The organism is Streptococcus sp. P25B114, assembly GCF_053010325.1.
In genome coordinates this window covers 1-20,165 of the sequence record NZ_JBRKNW010000022.1, presented here as the reverse complement: position 1 = coordinate 20,165, position 20,165 = coordinate 1, and the positions used below count along the sequence as shown (strand labels likewise).

Annotated in this window: 27 protein-coding genes, 1 pseudogene and 1 riboswitch; of the genes and pseudogenes, 4 read left to right on the top strand and 24 right to left on the bottom strand. The window is 44.5% G+C overall.

The genetic code is table 11. The annotated features are described in order from the left end of the window. Positions 1-31: 31 nt before the first annotated feature. Entirely contained in the window at positions 32-880 is an 849-nt protein-coding gene (locus ACVC7T_RS09550) for a patatin-like phospholipase family protein (RefSeq protein WP_105161036.1), read from the bottom strand. A 110-nt stretch (positions 881-990) separates the two neighbouring features. Next, positions 991-1,146: a hypothetical protein gene (locus ACVC7T_RS09545; protein WP_161948270.1), complete on the bottom strand. Its 156-nt coding sequence runs from the start codon at positions 1,144-1,146 to the stop codon at positions 991-993. On the opposite strand from ACVC7T_RS09545, the gene ACVC7T_RS09540 reads away from it, so the two are divergent. Further along, positions 1,075-1,554: a GNAT family N-acetyltransferase gene (locus ACVC7T_RS09540; protein WP_447262856.1), complete on the top strand. Its 480-nt coding sequence runs from the start codon at positions 1,075-1,077 to the stop codon at positions 1,552-1,554. The two genes, ACVC7T_RS09545 and ACVC7T_RS09540, sit on opposite strands and share 72 nt — an antisense overlap. Positions 1,555-1,660: 106 nt before the next feature. Here ACVC7T_RS09540 and groL read toward each other — a convergent pair whose 3' ends face one another. From groL to groES, 3 genes are read right to left on the bottom strand one after another with little or no spacing between them, the layout of a single operon-like run. Beyond that, positions 1,661-3,286, bottom strand: a complete 1,626-nt coding sequence (groL, locus tag ACVC7T_RS09535; RefSeq protein WP_105110714.1) for a chaperonin GroEL — start codon at positions 3,284-3,286, stop codon at positions 1,661-1,663. Positions 3,287-3,332: 46 nt separating this feature from the next. Further along, on the bottom strand, positions 3,333-3,677 hold the full coding sequence (locus ACVC7T_RS09530; RefSeq protein ID WP_447262852.1) for a hypothetical protein: 345 nt from the start codon (positions 3,675-3,677) through the stop codon (positions 3,333-3,335). Positions 3,678-3,685: 8 nt separating this feature from the next. Continuing rightward, on the bottom strand, positions 3,686-3,967 hold the full coding sequence (gene groES / locus ACVC7T_RS09525; RefSeq protein ID WP_105110716.1) for a co-chaperone GroES: 282 nt from the start codon (positions 3,965-3,967) through the stop codon (positions 3,686-3,688). 191 nt (positions 3,968-4,158) lie between these two features. Here groES and ACVC7T_RS09520 point away from each other — a divergent pair, with 191 nt between their 5' ends. Then, entirely contained in the window at positions 4,159-4,413 is a 255-nt protein-coding gene (locus ACVC7T_RS09520; protein ID WP_105137581.1) for a hypothetical protein, read from the top strand. 325 nt (positions 4,414-4,738) lie between these two features. On the opposite strand, the gene ACVC7T_RS09515 is transcribed toward ACVC7T_RS09520, so the two are convergent. Next, positions 4,739-5,134 (bottom strand): single-stranded DNA-binding protein, encoded by a 396-nt coding sequence (locus ACVC7T_RS09515; protein WP_105123000.1) that lies wholly within the window; start codon positions 5,132-5,134, stop codon positions 4,739-4,741. A gap of 42 nt (positions 5,135-5,176) precedes the next feature. On the opposite strand from ACVC7T_RS09515, the gene ACVC7T_RS09510 reads away from it, so the two are divergent. Continuing rightward, positions 5,177-5,947, top strand: coding sequence for a DUF2785 domain-containing protein (locus tag ACVC7T_RS09510; protein WP_105122999.1), 771 nt, complete (start codon positions 5,177-5,179; stop codon positions 5,945-5,947). A 189-nt stretch (positions 5,948-6,136) separates the two neighbouring features. On the opposite strand, the gene ytpR is transcribed toward ACVC7T_RS09510, so the two are convergent. From ytpR to ACVC7T_RS09490, 4 genes are read right to left on the bottom strand one after another with little or no spacing between them, the layout of a single operon-like run. Continuing rightward, entirely contained in the window at positions 6,137-6,760 is a 624-nt protein-coding gene (gene ytpR, locus ACVC7T_RS09505) for a YtpR family tRNA-binding protein (RefSeq protein ID WP_105122998.1), read from the bottom strand. A gap of 18 nt (positions 6,761-6,778) precedes the next feature. Then, a complete protein-coding gene (locus tag ACVC7T_RS09500; RefSeq protein ID WP_105122997.1) occupies positions 6,779-7,735 on the bottom strand; it encodes a DUF1002 domain-containing protein in 957 nt (318 codons plus the stop codon). Beyond that, the gene (locus tag ACVC7T_RS09495) at positions 7,732-8,052 is read right to left on the bottom strand and encodes a thioredoxin family protein (protein WP_105110722.1); all 321 of its coding nucleotides are present in this window, start codon (positions 8,050-8,052) and stop codon (positions 7,732-7,734) included. Before ACVC7T_RS09495 ends, ACVC7T_RS09500 begins: the two co-directional genes overlap by 4 nt. Continuing rightward, positions 8,049-8,333, bottom strand: coding sequence for a DUF4651 domain-containing protein (locus ACVC7T_RS09490; RefSeq protein ID WP_105110723.1), 285 nt, complete (start codon positions 8,331-8,333; stop codon positions 8,049-8,051). Before ACVC7T_RS09490 ends, ACVC7T_RS09495 begins: the two co-directional genes overlap by 4 nt. A 63-nt stretch (positions 8,334-8,396) precedes the next feature. On the opposite strand from ACVC7T_RS09490, the gene pepA reads away from it, so the two are divergent. Next, on the top strand, positions 8,397-9,458 hold the full coding sequence (gene pepA / locus ACVC7T_RS09485) for a glutamyl aminopeptidase (RefSeq protein WP_105122996.1): 1,062 nt from the start codon (positions 8,397-8,399) through the stop codon (positions 9,456-9,458). 44 nt (positions 9,459-9,502) lie between these two features. Here pepA and ACVC7T_RS09480 read toward each other — a convergent pair whose 3' ends face one another. The 14 genes and pseudogenes from ACVC7T_RS09480 to ACVC7T_RS09415 all read right to left on the bottom strand — a co-directional run. Further along, positions 9,503-10,759, bottom strand: a complete 1,257-nt coding sequence (locus ACVC7T_RS09480; protein WP_447262851.1) for a bifunctional folylpolyglutamate synthase/dihydrofolate synthase — start codon at positions 10,757-10,759, stop codon at positions 9,503-9,505. Positions 10,760-10,815: 56 nt separating this feature from the next. Next, a complete protein-coding gene (locus ACVC7T_RS09475; RefSeq protein ID WP_105161323.1) occupies positions 10,816-11,367 on the bottom strand; it encodes a folate family ECF transporter S component in 552 nt (183 codons plus the stop codon). Positions 11,368-11,411: 44 nt separating this feature from the next. After that, positions 11,412-11,556: riboswitch (THF riboswitch) on the bottom strand. Between the two features lie 129 nt (positions 11,557-11,685). Next, a complete protein-coding gene (locus ACVC7T_RS09470) occupies positions 11,686-12,873 on the bottom strand; it encodes an acetate kinase (RefSeq protein WP_105110728.1) in 1,188 nt (395 codons plus the stop codon). Positions 12,874-12,922: 49 nt separating this feature from the next. Beyond that, the gene (locus ACVC7T_RS09465) at positions 12,923-13,876 is read right to left on the bottom strand and encodes a class I SAM-dependent methyltransferase (RefSeq protein ID WP_105110729.1); all 954 of its coding nucleotides are present in this window, start codon (positions 13,874-13,876) and stop codon (positions 12,923-12,925) included. 50 nt (positions 13,877-13,926) lie between these two features. Beyond that, positions 13,927-14,529 carry a competence type IV pilus minor pilin ComGG gene (gene comGG, locus ACVC7T_RS09460; protein ID WP_105110730.1) on the bottom strand — a complete coding sequence of 201 codons (603 nt, stop codon included), beginning with the start codon at positions 14,527-14,529 and terminating at the stop codon, positions 13,927-13,929. Further along, positions 14,507-14,965, bottom strand: a complete 459-nt coding sequence (gene comGF, locus ACVC7T_RS09455; protein WP_161943027.1) for a competence type IV pilus minor pilin ComGF — start codon at positions 14,963-14,965, stop codon at positions 14,507-14,509. Before comGF ends, comGG begins: the two co-directional genes overlap by 23 nt. Next, on the bottom strand, positions 14,928-15,221 hold the full coding sequence (gene comGE / locus ACVC7T_RS09450; protein ID WP_447262850.1) for a competence type IV pilus minor pilin ComGE: 294 nt from the start codon (positions 15,219-15,221) through the stop codon (positions 14,928-14,930). Before comGE ends, comGF begins: the two co-directional genes overlap by 38 nt. Next, positions 15,193-15,618, bottom strand: coding sequence for a competence type IV pilus minor pilin ComGD (gene comGD, locus ACVC7T_RS09445; RefSeq protein ID WP_105110732.1), 426 nt, complete (start codon positions 15,616-15,618; stop codon positions 15,193-15,195). Before comGD ends, comGE begins: the two co-directional genes overlap by 29 nt. Next, positions 15,581-15,880, bottom strand: a complete 300-nt coding sequence (gene comGC / locus ACVC7T_RS09440; protein ID WP_394732222.1) for a competence type IV pilus major pilin ComGC — start codon at positions 15,878-15,880, stop codon at positions 15,581-15,583. Before comGC ends, comGD begins: the two co-directional genes overlap by 38 nt. Then, the gene (gene comGB, locus ACVC7T_RS09435) at positions 15,881-16,918 is read right to left on the bottom strand and encodes a competence type IV pilus assembly protein ComGB (RefSeq protein WP_394732223.1); all 1,038 of its coding nucleotides are present in this window, start codon (positions 16,916-16,918) and stop codon (positions 15,881-15,883) included. It lies immediately after the preceding gene. Beyond that, complete coding sequence (gene comGA, locus ACVC7T_RS09430) at positions 16,830-17,780, bottom strand: competence type IV pilus ATPase ComGA (protein ID WP_105110735.1); 951 nt, start codon at positions 17,778-17,780, stop codon at positions 16,830-16,832. Before comGA ends, comGB begins: the two co-directional genes overlap by 89 nt. Before the next feature lie 94 nt (positions 17,781-17,874). Further along, entirely contained in the window at positions 17,875-18,228 is a 354-nt protein-coding gene (locus ACVC7T_RS09425; protein WP_105110736.1) for a DUF1033 family protein, read from the bottom strand. Between the two features lie 130 nt (positions 18,229-18,358). Then, positions 18,359-18,829 (bottom strand): transcriptional regulator, encoded by a 471-nt coding sequence (locus ACVC7T_RS09420; protein ID WP_105110737.1) that lies wholly within the window; start codon positions 18,827-18,829, stop codon positions 18,359-18,361. 433 nt (positions 18,830-19,262) lie between these two features. Continuing rightward, positions 19,263-20,039: pseudogene (locus ACVC7T_RS09415) on the bottom strand (reverse transcriptase domain-containing protein); the annotation flags it as partial. Positions 20,040-20,165 lie beyond the last annotated feature (126 nt).

Genomic DNA, 20,165 nt, shown 5'->3' with positions numbered 1-20,165 from the left:
AAAGGTAGAAATCACGGGGGATTCCTGCTCATTACTCTTCATTTCCCAAATACCCCATCAATCCCGCCACAGCTTTCTCCCCGTCCGCCAGACCCAGCCCATAAATCTCGTCAAATTTGACTGGATTTTTTTCCAAACGTCCTATTTCGAGCGACTTTTGAGGGCGGACTGCAAAAACCTGACCCTGATGTTCCAACTGGATAATCTTTTCAACCGTATCATTGTAATGCTGGTAACGTTTTAAAGCCACCGCCACAAACTTGGGATATTTCTTGTAAAGCAAGCGGTAAACCCGCCCGCTAGAGGGCTTCTTGCGGTAATCAATGGGTTGTGTCAATATCACAATCAATTTGTCAAACCCCAGGCTTCTAGCAAAGTCCACAGGGATGGAGTCCGAAAGACCACCGTCTAAATATTTTTTCCCATCAACTTCGATAATTTTTGAGACCACTGGAAGAGCTGAGCTGGCTCGCAAGAGCTCCATCTGCTCAAAGACATGGTCAATTTTGTAATACTCAGGAAGACCTGTTTCGACATTGGTCACTGTCACATAGAAAGGCACGCCAGACTTGGCAAAGGCCTCTTGGTCAAATTTGTCCAGCTCCATAGGCACCTTGTAGTAGGTAAAATTCTTGTTGACCACATTACCCGTCAGCAACCAAGACCGCAAACTCATATAGTTCTTGTCCTTGATGAAACGCTTATTGTAGCGGAGGGCTCTCCCACGTTGCTTGGATAGAAAATTGACACCAAAAAGCGCTCCAGCCGATACACTGACAATCCCGTCCACCTTGATGCCTGCATCCAAAAACGCATCTAGCACACCAGCCGTGTAGAGCCCACGCATACCGCCACCCTCTAAAACCAGACCAACCTTCATCCGACACCTCCACAAAAAAATATGATTCTATTGTAACAGAAAAAACTCTCTAGGGTATATTTTATCCAATCAACAAGATGCATGCTCTTTCCATCAAAAGTGATGACATGCTATAATAGGTCAATCAACATAAAATGAGGACGAACATGATTAGCATTAAAGAAATCACCCACGAAAACTAGCAAGATATCAACATCCCCAATCACCCCTTCCTTCTGATTGGTCGGCTTATCCCATCCTATCAGAACCAGGCTTGGTCCAGCCAAGCAGTCCTTTTTGAGTCAACCGAATGGGTGACCTTTCCTGATGAAAACTACGATTTTGAACAAATACAGGATAGCCATATCTTCATCGGCGCCTACGATGACAACAAATGTGTCGGCTTGGCTATCCTACAAAAACCGCTATTCAAGTATATCTACCTCCACGACCTAAAGGTTTATGCAGACTATCGCCAACAAGGACTGGCTAGCATGCTGATAGACAAGGCCAAGGAAATTGCTCAGTCAAAAGGTTACCAGGGAATTTATACCATCGCTCAAGACAACAATCTCATCGCCTGTCAATTTTACCAAAAGGTCAGTTTTGAAATTGGTGGTCTAGATACCAGGGTCTACAAAGGAACTGCTCAAGAAAGCAAGGCTGACATCTATTTTTATTTGGATTGTGACTAAGACATGGCAATGTCCATGAATCTCTACTTTCCTCGTCTGGGGCAGATAAGGATTTTCTCTGTATCAAAAAACTTGGCCAGGTGACCAAGTTTTTATTTGTTTCTCTTTAGTAGCCCATGCCACCCATGCCATCCATACCTGCTGGCATAGCTGGAGCAGCTGGTTCTGGTTTGTTGGCAACAACTGCCTCGGTAGTCAAGATGAGACTTGCAACAGATGCCGCATTTTGAAGAGCTGAACGAGTCACCTTAACAGGGTCGATAATTCCTTCTTCCATCATATTGACCCATTCACCTGTTGCAGCGTTGAAACCTGTGCCAAGCTCAGAATGTTTCAACTTGTCAATCACAACAGAGCCTTCGTAACCAGCATTGTAAGCAATCTGACGAACTGGTTCTTCCAAGGCACGCAGAACAATATTGCGACCTGTCTCATCATCACCAGACAAGTCCAACTTAGCCACGCTGTCAATCACGTTGACAAGAGCTGTACCACCACCGGCTACAATTCCTTCTTCGACCGCAGCACGGGTTGCGTTGAGGGCATCTTCGATACGGAGTTTCATTTCTTTCAACTCAGTCTCAGTTGCCGCGCCGACCTTAATTACTGCCACACCGCCAGACAATTTAGCCAAGCGTTCTTGGAGTTTTTCGCGGTCAAATTCAGAAGTTGTTGACTCGATTTGTGACTTGATAACTGCCACACGATTGCTGATAGCCTCAGGATTGCCAGCGCCTTCCACAATAGTTGTGCCGTCTTTATCAACTACGACCTTGGCAGCTTGACCAAGCGACTCGATAGTCGCATCTTTGAGGTCCAGCCCCAAGTCCTCTGTAATCACGGTACCGCCTGTCAAGATAGCAATATCTTCCAACATGGCCTTGCGACGGTCACCAAATCCGGGCGCCTTAACCGCTACAACGTTGAAAGTGCCGCGGATTTTATTAAGAACAAGCGTTGGCAGAGCCTCACCATCCACATCATCCGCTACAATCAAGAGCGGTCGATTGGTTTGAAGAATGCTTTCCAAGAGTGGCAAAATCTCTTGAATATGAGAAATCTTCTTATCCGTCAAGAGGATAAATGGATTTTCCAGTTCTGCCACCATTTTTTCATTGTCCGTTACCATGTATTGAGACAGATAACCGCGGTCGAACTGCATGCCTTCTACGACATCCAACTCTGTTTCCATACCGCGAGATTCTTCAATGGTAATGACACCATCTGTTCCCACGCGCTCCATGGCCTCTGAAATATACTCACCGACTTTTTCAGAACGGGATGAAACTGCCGCAACCTGAGCAATTTCTGCCTTGTTTGAAACAGGAATAGCTTGCGCTTTCAAGGCATCCACTGCTGTCGCGACCGCAGCTTCAATCCCTCGACGGATACCGATTGGGTTGGCACCCGCTGTCACGTTTTTCAAGCCTTCACGGACAATAGCTTGGGTCAAAACAGTCGCTGTTGTCGTACCGTCACCTGCAATATCGTTGGTCTTAGATGCGACTTCCGATACCAATTTGGCACCCATGTTTTCAAAATGATCTTCAAGCTCGATTTCTTTGGCAATGGTTACCCCGTCATTGGTAATCAAGGGTGAGCCATAAGCTTTTTCCAAGACTACATTGCGGCCTTTAGGACCCAAGGTTACTTTTACAGTGTCTGCCAAAATATCGACACCGCGTACCATGCTCTCACGCGCATCTGCTGCAAATTTAATTTCTTTTGCCATTTTATTTCCATCCTTTGTATCAATTAAATATTATAAAGTGCTATATTTATTCCAATTTCCATAAAAATATCAGATTATCCCCAAAAAAGTGTTCAAAGTAGACCACAAGATAATCACAAATTTGCTCTAGTGATTGTTCTGTTACATCTAAAGTAATATATCGTTTGGAGCGATAATCCAAAATTGTCATACCATCTAACAAGGGCGGCAAGACTGTTTCCAAGGATTGAAACCAAGGTTTCTTAATTGGAAGAGCTAAGTTTAGCATATTGTCTGACGTCAATTGAAACCAAATTTGCTGCTGGTTTCCTTGTTCCCAGGCAGTTATACAGCTTCCGGACGTGCTAGCTTGCAAAAAATTCTGAAGAATCTCACTTAGCTGTTCTTTCATAGTCTATCTTACTCAACCACTGCTACAATATCCGCCTCACGGACAATGGTCACTTTTTCTTCACCATCTTTGACTTCCAGACCAGCGTGGGCCTCGACCAAGACTTTGTCACCGACTGCAACAGACGGTGCAATCAATTCTCCGTTCAAGGTGCGAATTCCTTGACCAACCGCCAAGACCTGCGCCTCTTTGGTCGCTGCTTGGCTAGTTCCTGCAAGGACAAAGCCCCCTACTGTCTGTTCTTTTTCTTCGATTTTTACAACGATGCGATCGCCTAATGGTTTCAACATATCAATGCCTCCTTCATTTTTAGCACTCTGACATTGCGAGTGCTAATTCACAATTCTTATTGTATCACTTGGTCAAAAATAGTCAAGAAAATTCTACCAAATTTTTTTGAAATCCGTCCCAGGTCGGACGAAAAACCGACTAGTCTTACTTATGAGAATATGCTATACTCTTCTTAGGAAAGGAGGTCTCTATGACATTCTTCAAAAATCTATACAAAGACTATCAGGAAAGCAGATATTCTACCTACGAAGGTTTTTTAGAATGGTTTTTGAAACGGAAATTAAACTTCCTGGGAAAAATCATTTTCGCCTACCTACTCTGGGCCATTTGGATTGTCTTTTTTCTACATCCCCACTGGTTTATCTTTTTCTTCTATGGTGTGATTGTTCTATCAATTATGGTTATCCTTCTCGAATGGTGGAATGAACGTAAAAAAGGGCGCTAAAAAACGCCAACTTTCGCCAGCGTTCTTTAAGGAGATTATGAAAAATATTTAGGATTGATATTAGTATAAACGACTTAGCCACTATTCACATCCGTCCTGAGACTGATTCTCACATTTTTGGATAAAAATAAGTACCTTCAGTTGTTCAGACGCAAAAAATGCCAGCTTACACCGGCATTCTAAGGAGATATGAAAAATATTTAGGATTGACATTAGTATAAACGACTTTTCACATCCTATCATCAGTCCTAGGACCGATTTACCAGACATTATTTCATTATTTATAGGGAAAATATTTGAGACGTCAATAAATTGTCACTTTCTGTTAGAAGGGCAGATCCTCCTCTTCTAGAACCAAGTCAGCCAAGTCTTCGCCAGCATTATTTTCACGCATGGCGCGTTGGGCACGACTTTCGAGCAACTGGAAACTGTTTCCAAGGACTTCAGTCACATAATGGTTATTACCATCTTTTTCATATTTACGAGTACGGAGCTCTCCGTCAAGGGAAATCAAGCTGCCCTTGCTACCGTAGGACACCAGGGTTTCAGCCAATTTACCCCAGAAAATGATATTGATGAAATCCGCTTCGCGCTCACCAGACTCTGTCTTGAAGCGACGATTGACAGCAACTGTAACGCGGGTTAAATTTTTTCCCGACGGCGTCTGCGTCAACTCAGGCTGGGCCGTCAAACGACCAATTAGAATAACTTTATTGTACATTTTTTATCCTCCTACCTATCTATTCGCAAAAGAAAGGAAAAAATGAAAGAAATTTTAGAAAAAAAGTTAGAAAGCAATGAATATTACAGCACTGAGCAAATCAATTGGCTCTTAGACCATATCGGAGACCCTGACCCTATCATTCGTGACCAGCTGGTCTATGCCAGTTTCTGCCACCTTTTTCTGGATGAAATCATTATCAAAGACCAGGCTCAGCAACTTTTTGAACAGAGCCAGCATAGGCAACTTCTCTCACAAGATAGTCTAACTCGCAGTTTTGCCAGCCTGCTCTATGCTTTGATTATAGCCATAGATGAGGACCGTCCTCACTATCAGAATTTCCTGACTAACAGCCAGCTCCAAATCCTCTTTGAACAAGCCTTGGACATTTTTACTTTTGAAAATGACTGGCGTGGCTACGATGAAAATCTGGGCTGGATGCATGCTGGTGCCCATGGAGCGGATTTTCTCCTCGCTGCTACCTGCCACCAAGCCTTCCCAGCCGACAAGTTTGAGCAGGCTTGGCAAGCTCTTATAGACTGCTGCCTCAAGCAAAACAGCACATTTTCAGCAGGTGAAGAGACGAGATTGGTCCAGATACCTGTTTATCTCATCCTCAATCAAAAGGTTTCGGCTTCAACCCTAGCCACATGGATGGAGCAATTAGATGTCCCCAATCAAGAGCCGGTTGAGTATTTCCGTTGGCTCAATATTCAACGATTTCTATCCAGCATCTATTTCCAACTCAAGTCGCACCAAGCTTTGGCACCAGAAGTTGAGCAAGCCATTGAAAAACAAATACGGCTATACTAGAACCTGCATTCACAGCTCAGCATCTCTAGCCAAGGCTAGTTTTCTGCCACTCATCGTTCGCTTTTCTCGAAATACAGTCAGTATTCCATCAAAAAATGGTCTTGATTGGCAAAAAACTATCTCTTGTCTAAACATACTTTTCTTGTGAATGGAGGTTCTAAAAAGAATTGGCACGCGACCAATTCTTTTTTAGTTTTTCCAATGTTTAGCAGGCTCAAACGAATCGCCCACGACGGCGCTATCATCCAATTCGATAATACCACGTACTTGTGGTGCGTTTGGCAGGCCCAATTCACGCGGACTACACATCATACCAAAGCTGTCCTCGCCACGGAGTTTACCAGGGAAAATCAAGCTACCGCTTGGCATCATAGCTCCTGGCAGGGCAACAATGGTTTTGAGGCCTTGGGCTGCGTTTGGCGCGCCAGCTACGATTTGCACCGTTTTGTCGCCAACGTTGACTTGACAAATATTGAGGTGGTCGCTGTCTGGGTGCGGTGTCAATTCCACAATCTGACCGACCACAAATTTTGGTTCCTTGTCATTGACCAAACTTTCCGCAAAACCTTCTTGACTCAATTCTGCATTCAAGACTGCAATCTGCTCGTCTGTCAAGAAGACCTGACCATTTCCGCTCAAATCAATCAGACTAGACACTTCAAAAATATTCCAAGCTACCGTCTGCCCCGTCTCCTCGATATAGACACGCGCAACCTTGCCCTTGCGTTCAACTGTTACATCTTGTCCTTTGCCATCAGCCACGATGACCATGAGTACATCACCGACATATTCTTTATTATATGTAAAAATCATTTATCAACCTTTTCTATGTTATGAAAATAATCCGATAAGCCCCTTCCAAAGACCCTCAAAGAAGGAACCAATCTTCTCTAGAATGCCTGAATCCTGGAGATTTTTGTAGGCATCTGAAATTTGTTGCTCGGCCTGGCTCTTGAATTGCTTGAGCTGGGCAGCGACTTCTTCCGAATCAATGGCACTGGTTTCCTGATAAGCTTTGGCAAAAGTGACCAGCTTGGAAATCTCATCAGCCGTAATCACTGTATCCAGACCATTTTGTTTCAAGACATCATTGATAATGGTGTTGATTTGGTCCTCAGAGGCAATTTGACCTTGAGAATCCTTGTATTCTGCCAAGCCAGTCTTGATTTCTGCGATAGCCTTGTCAAAGGCAGAGCTGTCAAAATTTTCTTGACCTGCGTGGGCAGTCGCCACTTCATTAACGGTTTCCAATTCCTGCTGGGCAACCACTGTCCGCTCAGGATCTACCGTTTCGCCATTGGCCTCCAAAGCCTTGTAAACACCCGTCAAGGCAGACTCACCTGTCACCTGAATGGGAGCTGCAACGTCAATCAAGACATCTGTCGCTCCCGCGGTAATGGCCGCATTAGCATACTGAGTTGAGGTAATGAGGGTGATATTCTGCGGTGTCTTGATGTCAACGACAACTCCCTTGCCTGACTCCTGCTTCTGCACCAAAACAGATGAAAAGAGCGAGGCTGTATCTGCACCAGAAGTCCCTAAATATTGGTCCATATCCTGACCCTGCACCACTTGACGGCTGACATTCTCAATATTCTTGATATTGAGTAGACTATTGACCTCCGTCACTTGAGCATCTGACAAACCACCGCCATATACCATGGTTGGCTTGCCCCATTTTTCATTGATGGCATCTGTCTGAATGTCTGCATGGGCAGCTGTCATCGGTGCTCCAACCAGGCCAATCACAAGAGTGGCTAGAGCAAGTTTACTTACTGTTTTTTTCATACTGGTAATCCTTCTAAAAAGTCAATGATTTGCTGCTTGGTTTTACGGTTTTTATCGACAAAGCGTCCAATTTCCTGACCATTTTCCAAGACAACCAAGCTAGGAATGCCGAAAATATTCCATTCTTGAGCCAGGGGCATGAAGTCATCCCGATCTAACTGGACAAAGGTCATGTCGGGAAAAGCAGCCTCGATAGCTGGCAAATGCGGCTTGATATAGTGGCAATCCCCACACCAGCTGGTCATAAAGAGAAAAACTGTCCGCTGACCAGACTGGACGAGCACGGCCACTTCCTCGTAATTCTGTGGAAAAATCATCTCACTTCCTCCTCAAATGTGATGTCACCTTTGGTATTTTCAAATAGAAAAATGCGACCATCTTCCATGATGACCCCGCCTACCAAATAGTCGGACTGGGACTGGGTTTCATCCACATAGACCGTGGCAATGCTGCCCAAATCGGCGAAGTAAGCCCGAACCTGCTGGAGAGCCTGAGCCTTTTTACGGTCTTCCTGAACCTTGCGGTAAAATTGAGCGCTAGCGGTGAGCACACCTGCCCCCACTAAGCCGGCTAGCACGGCTACCTTTTTCTTATTCATGGTCCCTATTTTATCATAAAAAATGGTAAAATAGTAGCAAGTTATCATTGGAGGAAATTTGTTATGACCCTTTTTGACAAGATTAAAGAAGTGACCGAATTGCAGAGCCTGCCTGGTTTTGAGAGTGAAGTGCGCAACCATATCCGCCAGAAAATCACACCTCACGTTGACCGCATTGAAACAGATGGTTTGGGTGGAATTTTTGGGATTAAGGACACGACAGCTGAACAAGCACCGCGAATCTTGGTTGCAGGTCACATGGATGAAGTCGGCTTTATGATTAGCCAAATCAAGCCTGACGGCACCTTCCGTGTGGTGGAACTAGGCGGTTGGAACCCACTGGTCGTATCCAGTCAAGCCTTTACCCTGCATTTGCAAGACGGGCGTAAAATCCCTGCCATTTCCGGCTCTGTCCCACCTCACCTTTCTCGCGGTGGAAATACTCCGGGTCTACCAGCCATCGGCGATATTATTTTTGATGCTGGTTTTGCTGACTACGACGAGGCTTGGTCTTACGGTGTACGCCCGGGTGATGTCTTGGTTCCGAAAAACGAGACCATCCTATCAGCCAACGGTAAAAATGTCATTTCCAAGGCTTGGGACAATCGTTTCGGTGTTCTCATGGTCACTGAGTTGCTCGAAAGTCTGTCTGGTCAAACCCTGCCTAACCAACTAATCGCTGGTGCCAATGTCCAAGAGGAAGTTGGTCTACGTGGAGCTCATGCCTCTACTACTAAGTTCAATCCTGATATTTTCCTGGCGGTCGACTGTTCACCTGCGGGCGATATTTATGGCGACCAGGGCAAAATCGGTGACGGAACCCTGCTTCGTTTCTACGATCCGGGTCATATCATGTTAAAAAATATGAAAGACTTCCTCCTCACAACTGCTGAGGAAGCTGGTATTAAATATCAATACTACTGCGGCAAGGGGGGCACCGATGCTGGCGCTGCTCATCTGAAAAATCAGGGTGTGCCATCTACAACAATCGGCGTCTGCGCCCGCTATATCCACTCCCATCAAACTCTCTACAATATGGATGACTTCTTAGAGGCTCAAGCCTTCTTGCAAGCCATCATAAAAAAGCTAGACCGCTCAACGGTTGATTTGATTAAAAACTATTAAAACAAAAGACTTTGCTAGGTAGAATGCCCGGCAAAGCCTTTTTTCTATACAAGTTCTTCTAAAATGTACTTCCTCACATAGGTAATGAAATATAGCGAGCCTGTAATCAGGTAGAGTTTTTTGGGATTGTCCAAGTCCGCCTGCTCCAACCACTCCTGATAGGTCTGAACTCGTTCATAACCTGACGGATAATCTTCTAACTGTACCGCTCTGAAATCGTCAAATGTCGTAACGCTGACAGGTCCAAATTGGCTAAGCTGGGACAACATCTGGTCCACTGGCTTGGTATTGATGGCTGCAAAGAGAATTTCAATATCTCTGTCAGCATACTTTTCTTCCAAGAGTTCTGTCAGGACGGCGATGCTTTCATTATTGTGGGCTCCGTCAATCATGAGCCTTGGTTTCATCAATTCTAAGCGGCCCGGCCAGATGGCTTGGGACAAGCCCTGGCTAATGGTTTCTTTGGTAATCTTTGGAAAATCAGGTCTGATGAGCTGAGCTGTTGTCACTGCCAAGGCTGCGTTGACCTCTTGGTGATGACCCTGCATCTGTAGCCTTAAATCCTCTACACGGCCGAAGGGACTTGAAACCGCAAAGCCTGCTCTGCTATTTTCCAAAAGAATCTCCCGCCCTACCGCATAGGTCGGACTCTGAAGCTGACGAGCGTACTCCTCAAATACTGCCAGCACTTCTGGCTGGTCGGTCGCATAGAGGAGGGGAACCCGCTCACGTAAGACAGCAACCTTGTGACGGGCTATAGCAGCGTGGGTCTCTCCCAAAAAAGCCTGATGGTCCAAACCGATGGAAGGACAAACTACCGCTAGAGGATTAAGGACATTGGTCGCATCCTGCAAACCTCCCATGCCCGCCTCCACCAAGAGAATGTCGGGACGCTGGTAGTGAGCAAAGTAGACAAACATAGCCACTACTACAATCTCAAACTCCGAGATAGCATCCAGTCCAGCCGTCTGGTCCAAATCCTCAATCAAGGGCTGCAAGTCTGTCACAATCCTCGCAAAATCTTCCTCTGAAATCATCTCCTGCTCAAAGACAATCTGCTCTCGAAAATCAATGATAGACGGTGAGGTAAAACGGCCAACGGTGTAATCCGAAGACCGTAAGATAGACTGTAAGGCATTCAAGGTCGAACCCTTGCCATTTGTACCTACGAAGTGAACTGTTGGCACTTGAAGTTGGGGATTGTCCAAGCGTTCCAAGAGCCAGTTGACACGCGCAACGCCATTTTCTAAATCTGATGCAGGGCGATTCGATAGCCACTGACGAGTTGCTTGATAATTCATGATTCCCTCTCTACAAAAGCAGCAACAGGGGGATGACCTGTTACTCGAAACTGTTTTTATTTAATACCCATTAACTTGGCCAATTCAGGTATTTTTTGTAAACTTGGCAAGACAAGCATGGTCACGACAATGCGTAATGGAATTTCAAAAATAGCTTTTATAAAACGACTGCTATACAAGGCAATCCAAGGTGTTCCGAAATGGAAATGGAGGGCAATCGGTGTCATGATAAAGGAAATTACAACCTGAATCAAGACAACAACCCCTGCAACATAGAGCCAATCAGCCTTGTTCTTGGTGTCTAGCGGTTTTCGATAGAAGAACCAGCCATAGATAAAAGCCGATACCGCCTCAATCAATATAAAACTAAAAAGCATGCTCTGTCCACTGAACAAGACAAAGACTGGGTCTGAAATCGCCACAAAGATAGCTGCCCAAACAGGACCGGCAATAGCTCCCAAAATAGTATTGGGAATGAAGGTAAACTGGACCTGCAAGGTATCTGAAAGACGAATAGAGAAATAGTTCTCCACAATCATGACCAAGGAAAGGGTCATCGCAATAGCAGTCAACAACTGCACCGTTAGTTTTGGAATTTTCTTTTCCATAAAAAATGCTCCTTTTTCAAAAAATGGAGCTGTCGTGTGTATTCGACAGCGGATGCAATGGTTTACCGCGCTACTCTCAGCCAGGACCAATGTTCCTACTCTAGGAGACATCAGATGCCAGCAAAGATCAGCTTCGTTATGTGGCAACATCCCATCCACATACACTTGACGCAAACCATCTACTCTGTGCAAATTTCTTTGCTTCACTATTGTAACACAATTCTCAATGACTGGCCAATTACTTATACCTATGGCAGATTATTTGAAAAAACTATAGAAAAAAGGCCAGCACTCAGCACCGACCTTTCCTATATCTGATTATTTCAAACGTTCTACATCACGTGCGATAACCAACTCTTCATCTGTTGGAATGACTAAGACTTTTACTCGTGAGTTTGCTGTTGAAATTTCTCCGCTATTGCCAAAAACATTTTTTTCTGGATCCAATTCCATACCGAACCATGTCAACCCAGCGACAACTGCCTCGCGAACTTTGACAGAGTTCTCTCCAATACCTGCTGTGAAGACAAGGGCATCTGCACCATTCAAAACAGCAAAATATTGACCGATGAATTTTTGCAGACGATTGACAAGCATATTGAAGGCAAGGATACATTTTTCATCACCTGCAGCCACTCCAGCTTCAATATCACGCATATCGCTTGATTTCTCGGCAATACCAAGAATTCCAGATTGCTTGTTCAAGACGTTGATCACATCTGCCGCGTCTTTTAATTCCTCTACATTTTCAATCAAGTAAGGAATGATTGCTGGGTCAATATCACCTGAACGGGTACCCATCATAGGACCTGCAAGTGGTGTGAAGCCCATTGATGTATCGACAGATTTACCTCCGTCAATCGCTGAAATCGAAATACCATTTCCGATGTGGGCAGTAATCACTTTTATTTCTTCCAGTGGTTTGCCTAGCAATTTGGCTGCTTCACGTGAAACATAGAAGTGAGAAGTCCCGTGAGCTCCGTACTTACGAACTTGGTTCTCTTCATAATATTTGTTTGCGATTGGGTAACGGTAAGCTACCTCTGGCATTGTCGAATGGAAGGCCGTATCAAAGACTGCCACACTTGTCACTTCAGGCAAGATATCCTTGAAGGCACGTATACCAGCAGCATTGGCAGGGTTATGAAGTGGAGCAAGGCTAGATAGGTCTTCAATTTGTTGCAATACTTCATCCGTAATGACAACTGAATCCTTGAAAATTTCACCACCAGCTACCACACGATGACCAACACCTGTGATTTCTGAGAAATCGGCAATAATATTGTGTTTGAGCAAGTCTTCCAACAAAATTTTTACTGCTTGCACATGATCAGCAATATCCAAAACTTGTTCAGCTTTTTGATCACCAAATTTTACTGTGACAATTGAATCCTTCAAGCCGATACGCTCAACAATCCCTTTTGCTAAGACAATTTCTTCTGGCATTTGGTATAATTGCCATTTTAAACTTGAGCTACCTGCGTTAATCGCAATTGTTTTTGACATAATGTTCCCCTTTTAAAGCGTTTTCCTAATCAGTATAACAGATTTTTACTTAAATTGCATTTTCTTGCTTCCAATTTTTGAAATTGACCATGAACTTCTGAATCGCTTCTGGTTCTTGTAAACTCTGCAAGGGATAGACAAATGGTGCTAATTGTCTTGCAGCTTTCTTTTGTAAGACGAAAATTGACTTGGCCATGGCCGATTTTCCAAAAAGACTTGGTGGCAGGGCAATCATGGCAACGATATTAGCTTGCTCCTGTAACCAACCTTTCAACAAATCACTCTGCGGACTGGTCAATAAATCATTCGGAGCCAACAAAATCGCAAAGCCATCCTTTTCCAAATATTTGAGGGACTGTTCCATCAGCAAATGGTGGGCGTAGGTATGTTCATTTGAACTGGCAACCTGATAGCGACTAGCAATCTGGTCATCTGGATAGTAGCCAATAGGCAAATCTCCCAATATCACTTGACTTTCCTTCAAAATCTGTGGACGTACCGCATCGCCCTGGGCAAAAGAAATCTCTGCCTGCATAACATCTGCCATGCTGGCTGACAAATCAATCAAGAGATCATCTACTTCAATCCCAAGATAGTCCAAGTCTTTCTGGCTGGCATTTAGGATAGTCTGAGCTAAGTTCCCTGTTCCTGAGCCAATCTCCAAGACTGTTACTTTAGGAGTAGATACTAGTTGATCTACCAAGAATGATAATATAAAACCTATGGAATCTGGTGTGAACTGGTGATTGTACTGCATAGGCTCTGTCTGATTGGCCTTGATCATTAGGAATTGAAAGGCACGACGCCATTCTTCCTTGGTCAAGTGCAAGTCGTGTAAGGTTTGATTGTTGCGGACAATCAAGTCCGTCTCATGCTGACCAGCTAGATAGGCTGCATTTTGCTCAATCATGGCATCATAGATATTGGTGCCTAGCTGGTTTTGGATGGTCTGTACGTTTTCTAATAGCAGGTCGTAGGCCTGTTCGATTTTTTCAAAATTCATACTCCTATCTTATCAAAATTTGGGCAAATTTGCACTAAAAGAGGAGCCTCTTATGACTCCTCTACCCTCTCTTTTTCCTCCTTCATCATAAATTGATACTGATAGGTCCGACCGCTTGATAACTGGATTGTCACGGTCAGCCTTTCTTTCTTGACCTGGTACTGAGCCTGCCCTTGGACAAAGGACAGCTGACCAGACGTTTCAATTGATTTTGGCTTACTTTCTTTCTTCACCTCTTCTTTTTGACTGGTCTGCGCGGTCTCATTATTTGACCTTTCCATATCTTCTGCAGATACCGATTCTTGCCCACTTTCAGATGGTCTCTCCTTCGTTTGAGAAGTCACACTTTCTTCCGATGTCTCTCCTTTCTTTTCTTCCTGCTCCTTCCTAGCTTGCTCAGCCTTTTCCGCCAAGAATTTTTCTTGACTCTCTTTTGCTGCTTCTTCCTTAGCCAAGCGTGACACTTCCTCAACCACCTGGTCCTTGGTCATCTGGGCTATGAGATAGGCTTGCGTGGATTCTCGACTGGCTCCAATCAACTGACCTTCAGACACTTGCTGATTGAGGTAAAATTGCAGCAAGAGAGTGAAAACTGCCAGCATGAGCAGGGCATAGAGTAGGATACCAGCCTTAACCTTTTTCTTCAAAAGCATAGACGAAACTCCTCTCCTCGCCAGTTTCAAACGTCACATCCAATCGAACAATCTGACCAGATTGACTATAGCTAGCCGCCTTGACACCGTAAAGCATGGGCTGGTAGCCCTGCCCCCGGTCATTGGTCTTACGAAAATCATCTGACCGTGACTTGCCAAAGGCCAGGGCCTGACCATCTTGCCTGATATAAATCCGACCCGCATCAACTCTGTCTAAACTGGCCCCCTCCCATTCACTGCGCAGCTGGTCACAGAAGAGTAACCAGTTCTTCTCAACACGCTGGTCCTGGTAGCGAACTTCGTGGACCACCAATTTTGACAAGCCCTCAAAGACCAGCAAACTGCCTGAAACGATGACCAAGGCCACCAGACATTCCAGAAGAGTAAAGGCAGCACACCTAGTTTTTCTCAACACGCGCCACCTCTCTTCCCTCATGATAGACAGCCAAAACCTTGTCCGACCGCTGGACCGTCACCTTGACACCATCGAGCGACATATTATCCTGACCCGTCTGCACCGCCATCTTGGCCACATTGAGGACCTCCTGTTGATACAAGCCCTCCGCCTGTTGCCTGCGACTGACCTCCATGGCAGAAAGAAAGAGGCTGGTAATAGTGACTAGAACCGACAAGGCCACCAGCCCCTCCAGCAAGATATAGGCCTTATTTTTCCGATTTCTTATAACGACCACTCCCTATATATAATTGATACGACACCGTCTTGCCCCTCGCCCCAAAGGACAGCTTGGCAAGCGAGGAATTCCCACCTTTTTTATCGAAAACAATAGCCTGCTCAGTCAGTACATCGATACTAGCAGGCACCTGCACGGACTGATGACCGTTGGACAGTTGGCTATCCGTCAGTTGCAAATGGATTTCCTGCTGGCTGTTGACCGCCAGACGCTGGCTATCCTTATAAAGCTCCTCAAACTCCCAGAAGAAAACCGTCTCCTGCACCGACCGAAAAGCCGACTGGACAGAACCCGACAAAGCCAGAGCAAGAAAGCTCACGATAAAAAGAACCAACAGACTTTCTAGCAGAGTAAAGGCTTTATTGGTTATCTGGATTAGAGGCTTTGGCTTTCTCATATTCTTTTGCCTGTTTTATGTCAATGTAGCCAGCAGATTGCAAATCGGCTACTGTTGCTTTCTTGTCATGTTCCAATTCATAGAGCTCCATCTGACTCTCTACTACTTTGACAACTGCCTGATCTCCTTTTTTCCGTACCGCCTCTTTCTGCTTGCTCAAATTAGGTACAAACAAGAGTAAAAGCACACTAATAATTCCAAGGACGACTAACATTTCCACCAGAGTGAAACCTTTTTTCTTCATTTTTAGTAATTTCTTCATTTACATCTCCATATTTTGATAAATTGGCAGCAACATGGCTGCGTAGATAAGAACAACAACGAGAGCGACAAAGAGAAAGACCAGCGGTTGAATAAGCTGCATGGCACGATTAACGCGAGAGAAAAATTCCTCCCAACACTCATTGGCGTAGACGGCAAGCTCGCTACCCAACTTGGACTTGACTTGCCCGTACTCCACAATCAAACTCAGTTCCCTCTTGAAAAATGGATAGGAACGGATATGCTGGTCAAAGCTCTGCCCATTGCCCAAAGCCTCCGCCATATCTCGCCCAATCTCGATAAAGAGCTGGGACTGCTGCTCCTGCATCAGCCGAACCACCTGCTGCATATCCAATCCTTGCCCGATGAGGCTACCCCACTCCCGCGCGTAGTAGGCGGTCAGGTAGGTTTGGATGAGTTTTCCGAAAAATGGCAGAGCGGACAGACAACTAAAGACAGTGATTTTAGCCGTCCTGCGGTACCAGATGTAGCCTGCTAAAGTGCAGAGCAAGATGGTTAAAACCAACCCGAGAAAGATGGTCGGCAAATGGTTGATGAGCATGGTCGCGGCATTGCCCTCCTCCAACTGTGGCAGGAGATAGTTTTTCAGACCCAGCATAATCAACACCAAAAATCCTAATAGAATAACGGGATAGGTCGCCACCTCAATCAATTTTTTCCGTACTTTGGATAAGTTGCTCAGATAGGTCTCGATGTGTTGCAGACTGAGACTGGTATTGCCATGAATTTCTGCCAATGACACCTGAGTGACAACTGTGTCGGAAAAGGCCAAATCAGCTAAAAGGCTCGAAAAAGGCTTCCCCGCTACCAGACCGTCTGATAGGATTTGCGTATATTGGTCTGCCAAGAGCTGACTGCGCCTGAGAAAATCAACAATCTCTCCCAAGTGAAAGCCACTGGCAAAGAGATTGTTAAAAAGCTCGATGACTTTACGCTGACGCTCCAAGGATAATTTTTTCGGCCTCCGCCTGCCGAGGACTGATATGTCCTGCTGCAAGAAGGCTATCAATCTGTGCATTCCACTTATCTGCGGAATGGTTTTGGAAATCTTCTCTGGCAAAATCAACAACACCTCCTCCCCCTATCAAGCGCTGGTAGGCAATACCTTGCAGGGCATTATTGAGCTCTTCTGGACTAACACCCAATTCCAACATCCGAGCATAGACACCCGAAATGGACTTGGCATGCACCGTCGAAAAGACTGTCGCTCCGGTCAAACTAGCCCTAATAACTGATCGAGCTGTCTCTGCATCACGGATTTCCCCGATGATGAGCAGGTCAGGACGATGGCGCAGGGACAGTTTGATGAGATTGTCATAAGTCGCGCCAATAGTTTCATTGAGCTGAAGTTGCAACATATCGTCCTGCTTGATTTCCACCGGATCTTCGATGGTCAGAATTTGCTTGTCTGGGAATTTCATCCTGGCTAAATGGTACATAAGCGTGGTCTTGCCAGAGCCGACTGGACCCGAAAAAAGGTAGAGCCCGCGACCTTTGATTTCCTTGGCAATTTCCTCTACTGCCTGAAACCAGAATTTCAACTCCTTGTCATTATCATAGAGCAGACGGATGACCAAACTTTCCTTGCCACGATAATCCCCGACCGTCGACAGGCGCAGAGAAATCTCGCCCTTGCCATAATCATAATCGCAGGACCCCTGCTGACTACGGCGCTTCTCACCGACATTGAGACCAGCTAGAAACTTGAAATGCCCAATCAGAGCATCTACTTCCGTTTCCTCCAGCTCTCGGACAAATTCCCGTTCGTCCATGATACGATGATAGAGCTGATAGGTCTCACCTTTGGGAACCAGATAAATGTCACTGACTCGACCGGTTACCGCCTCCTCTATCATTTGTTTTGCTTTTTCTTGAATCATAAATCCTCCTCACCTATTAGTTCGGAAAAATGATGATTTTTGCAAAATTTATTTTAAAAAAAATAAGAAGGACTGAACCATCAATCCTTCTCTCTTAATAATTTACGCAATTCCCTTTCTTGAGTTTGCATGGTCTTACTCTCGGTGCAAGGTCCTTCTTCTTGGAATCTTCCTTAGCTTCTAGCAATAGCAAAGAATGGTAACGTTGCAAATACTCATCACATTCCTCGCACCAATACTGATCCGCTTCATCCCAAAAGGCTGTCATCATCCCACCCTTCGATTCTTTCTTAGGAAAGCGACTAGCCAAATCTGTCCACTCTTTCTGAAAGGCAAGAACAGCATCCTCATAATTTTCAAAAACTAACTTGTCAGTGATGTCTTCTTCCCAACCTTCAATAAACCACCAGGGTTCAAAATCTCCATACATTTTAATGACTTGATACATAACTATACACTCTACTTTCTCTGTTCCAACAATTATACCGAAAATAATAAGAATTTTGAAAATATATGCTTAGAAAATACAAATTCAATAAATAAAGTGCCGTTATAGGTAGTACCAACAATTCTTTCTTCTACTTAAAATCTCGCAGGTAGTCTTGCAGTTCACGTATCATATTCCTCCGCCCATGGAAACTCTGACCTGTGATTAGCTTCTCGTATTTTTCTAACTGTTCCGTCGACAGCTGACTTCTATAAGTCCGCAACATATCTCGCAAAACAATAAAATCGTCATTTAACAATCCCGGCGACTTTACTAGATGCGACAAATCATGAATATCTTCATGGGGCATACGGTCAAACTTCCGCTTATGGCTTTCTTGCCTGCGCACAACATCCCGAACACGATTTCGGAACTGAACCTTAAAGTAACTACAGAGCTTATCCTTATCTTCCTCCAATTCTGGAAAACTGCATAGTAATTTGTACAGAACCAACATCCCCTCCTGGTCCCAATCCTCACGTTCCCATAACTTCACGTAGAAATCCTTACGCGCGCGGTGGACAATTCCCTGAACTTCAAAATAAATCTTTTCAAATTGCATAAAACTATGCCTCCTTTAATTGATAGACCTAGTTTATCTAATTTTGAAAAAAACAAACAGGACATTTTTGTCAGTATAAAATAATAGTAACTAAATCTCAGTGAAAACAATATACCTGAGGTGGTGCACAAGAGCATTCAAACGCGCAGTCTAACCTGCCCTTTGAAGCGATTTAAGACGCACATCCTAACAATCAGACATTTTACAATAGCATTAAATCAATTCCTGTCCTATTTAAATACAATACTTGGGATCTGTAATAACCTTATCTATATCATCAAGCGAAATGCCTTTAGTCCCCAGCAATAGAACAAATTATACACTTCGAAAATCGGTTTAACTTGCTATGATAATGAGTATACCATACAATCGAGTAGGGACTAATTTCTAGTCCCTCTCACACCACCGTGCGTGCCGTTCGGCACACGGCGGTTCAACTAACTTTTAACACATGTCGTTTTAGATAATAATCTAGGCAAGAAACCAGTCCACGTTTAGCGAGGACTGGTTTTGATATGGCACGTTTCAGTACAGAGCTCTGAGCCACTAATTGATAATGGTCTCCCCAGCCAGATACTTTATCCGCTATCCACTTCGGTACTCCTAATTTGAGAAGTCCCCCTAATCGCCTAGATTTCTTCTTCCATTGTTTCCAGATAATAACTCTTATTCGAGTTCTTAGTCGTTCATCAATGCTTTCCATGACTGATTTCATGTTCGTCATAGAAAAGTAGTTTATCCAACCTCGGATGACCCAGTTTAGTCCCTCAATTCGGCTGTCTAGGTCAATACTCCACTTACGGGCCGTTAGTTTCTTGAGTTTTCTCTTGAAACTCTGTACGCTATCCTGATGCGGACGACTTTTCCAGCCCTCAGATGATTTCCAGAACCCAAATCCTAGGTACTTTAATTTGCTCGGTCTCACAATCTTGGTCTTGGTCATGTTGACTTTCAAACCTAATCGTTTTTCAATATAACGACTAATTGAATGCATAACACGTTTAGCAGCCGCCTCACTACCAACTATGATGACGCAGTCATCTGCGTAGCGAACGAAGCGAAGTCCACGATTTTCCAACTCTTTATCTAGCTCATTAAGCATGATATTGGACAGGAGCGGTGATAGTTTTCCTCCCTGTGGAGTTCCAACTAGTGTTTTATACCGTTGTCCGTTGATGACTACACCTGAATGAAGGTACTTACGAATTAATACTTAACAAAAATCAAAAATAGCGATATGATAGTATTATGACAAAAGAATTTACCCAGACACAAGTTGAAGAATTAAAGCAAGCACTTAAAAACAAAAATAATGCTCCGCATCATAGAAAAATAC